The sequence below is a fragment of the uncultured Jannaschia sp. genome (genome assembly GCF_947494055.1).
Taxonomy (GTDB): domain Bacteria; phylum Pseudomonadota; class Alphaproteobacteria; order Rhodobacterales; family Rhodobacteraceae; genus Jannaschia.
In genome coordinates this window covers 1-1,996 of sequence record NZ_CANLTR010000119.1, presented here as the reverse complement: position 1 = coordinate 1,996, position 1,996 = coordinate 1, and the positions used below count along the sequence as shown (strand labels likewise).

General features: G+C 66.2%; 2 protein-coding genes. One reads left to right on the top strand and one right to left on the bottom strand.

Features of this window, described 5'->3' with window-relative positions; all coding sequences use genetic code 11:
- Nucleotides 1–473: 473 nt before the first annotated feature.
- A complete protein-coding gene (locus Q1A87_RS23350; protein WP_299657216.1) occupies nt 474–1,412 on the top strand; it encodes a transposase in 939 nt (312 codons plus the stop codon).
- Between the two features lie 102 nt (nt 1,413–1,514).
- On the opposite strand, the gene Q1A87_RS23345 is transcribed toward Q1A87_RS23350, so the two are convergent.
- The coding region (locus Q1A87_RS23345) for a MarR family transcriptional regulator (RefSeq protein ID WP_363323068.1) at nt 1,515–1,996 on the bottom strand (482 nt) is incomplete at its 5' end.

Genomic DNA, 1,996 nt, shown 5'->3' with positions numbered 1-1,996 from the left:
GCGGGACAGGGACGAAACTGTTCGCGCGGTAGGGGCGCCTGTGGCGGCTGGCGTGCGCTGAGGCGGGCGGTACGATTTGGTGGATGGGCATGCCTGTCGGACGATTGGGACCTTCTCGATCCGATGACAGGAGGCTTCCATGTCCGATTGGCGCGTTCCCGCCCTGCGCCGGCGGTTTCTCGAGGATATGCATCGAGGGTCTGCGACCGAAGACGCAGACGATGGACCTGCGGGCGATGCGGGTCGCTCGCTCGACACGGCGACGTCCGAGGACCTGCGGGCGTTCCGGCTGGACATGTCCGAGAACGGCACCGGCTCGGCGACGTTCGACAACCGGCCGAGCGTCCTGGGCTTCTTCTCGGTGACCTGCGCGCGCGACGAGAGTGTAGGCGGAACAGAAAACGATCCGGTGGATCGTTTTCCCGCCAAACCGCCACATGCGGTATCAGCGTCTGGCCAAGGAGATCCCGGTTGTGCTCGGCGCCGAGGAGGTCACGCGGATCCTCGACGTCGATCCGGGGCCCGGCCTCAAGTACAGGGCTGCGTTCGTTGCTCGGGCTTACGCGGCCCCGCCGGGGCCACGGTCCCTCCGCACCGCCTATGGCGGCGGGCTACGGGTCAGCGAAGTGACCCATCTGCGTGTGCCCGATATCGACAGCGACCGGATGCTGATCCGCGTCGATCGGGGCAGGGGCTGCAAGGACCGCCACGTGATGCTGTCGCCCAGCCTGCTGACGTTGCTGCGCGACGACGACCGGGAAGCCCGACCCGCGGGTTGGCTCTTTCCCGGGACGCAACCGGATCGATCCGATCTGCAAGCAAACCACGAGAGGGGGATGAAGGTCGTGCGCCTGCCCACGTTCGAGTTCATCCGCCGGTTCCTGATCCACGTCCTGCCGCCCGGCTTCCATCGCATCCGCCACACCGGCTTCCTCGCCAACGGTATCTGCCGCGACAGGATCGAGGCGATCAGGCGTCTGACAGACGCGGAGCGAAAGCCGGATCAGACGACCGGCGAAGACGGAAGCGCCGATGCCCATGCGCGAGACCCGCGCCGGACATGCCCCAGATGCGGCAGTGCGATGCGCCTCGTCGAGACCTTCATCCGCGGCCAGATCGTGCGCCGCCGTGGGAGGATGCCGCATGATCCACCCGTCACACCCGGCCCTGCGATCCCGAGGCGCCGGACCCATCACCGTAGCCGATCCGTCAGAACCTGCGCCGCGACGGGTCCGTGCTGGCAGCAATGCACCCCGATCCGCGAAACCCAACCGGAAAGATCGAAGGACCTGCTCCGCTCGCTCCAATGGAACTCGTGGTTCGGCCCGCCCACCGACGAAGACCTGAGCCACAATCCCCTTTGCACCGAACTCCGCCCGCGCTTTCCTCCTTGTCAGGTTCGTCGCCGCTGAATGGCAAGCATCCAGCATCCAGCATCCAGCATCCAGCATCCAGCAGCCACAAACCTTGGACGGTCCGGGCTTTCGCCGCCGCGTGCCGAAGGTGCGCTCGCCTCAGGCGCCTGGCTTACCCTCATCGTTCGCTGCCCTGTCCAGGTTCGCGATCACCCGCTCCAGCATGGCGAGGAGCTGCGTCGTCTCCTCCTCTGTGAAGCCGGCAAGCGCGTCCCCGTTGCCTTCCATCAATACGGCGATCGCGGCAGGAAGGCCGTCTTCCGCCTTGGACGTGAGTGCGATCTTCCGGCTACGTCCGTCTTCCGGATCGGGCATGCGCGTGACCAGGCCGTCACGTTCCATGCGGGCGAGCATCTGTGCCATGGGCGGCTGACCCATCTTCAAGACGCGCGCCAGGTCGCGCTGCGTGTCGGCCAGACCATCTCGCAACGCGGTCAGGACCGGAAGATAGCCCGGTCCGAAGCCGAGCGGCCTCAAACGACTTTCGCTCAAACGAACGAAACCGCGCGCCGCAACGCTCATCAGGTGGCCGGGCGTCGAGAGCACCTTTCTGTTCGTCATAGCTACTGCCTTGCAAACCA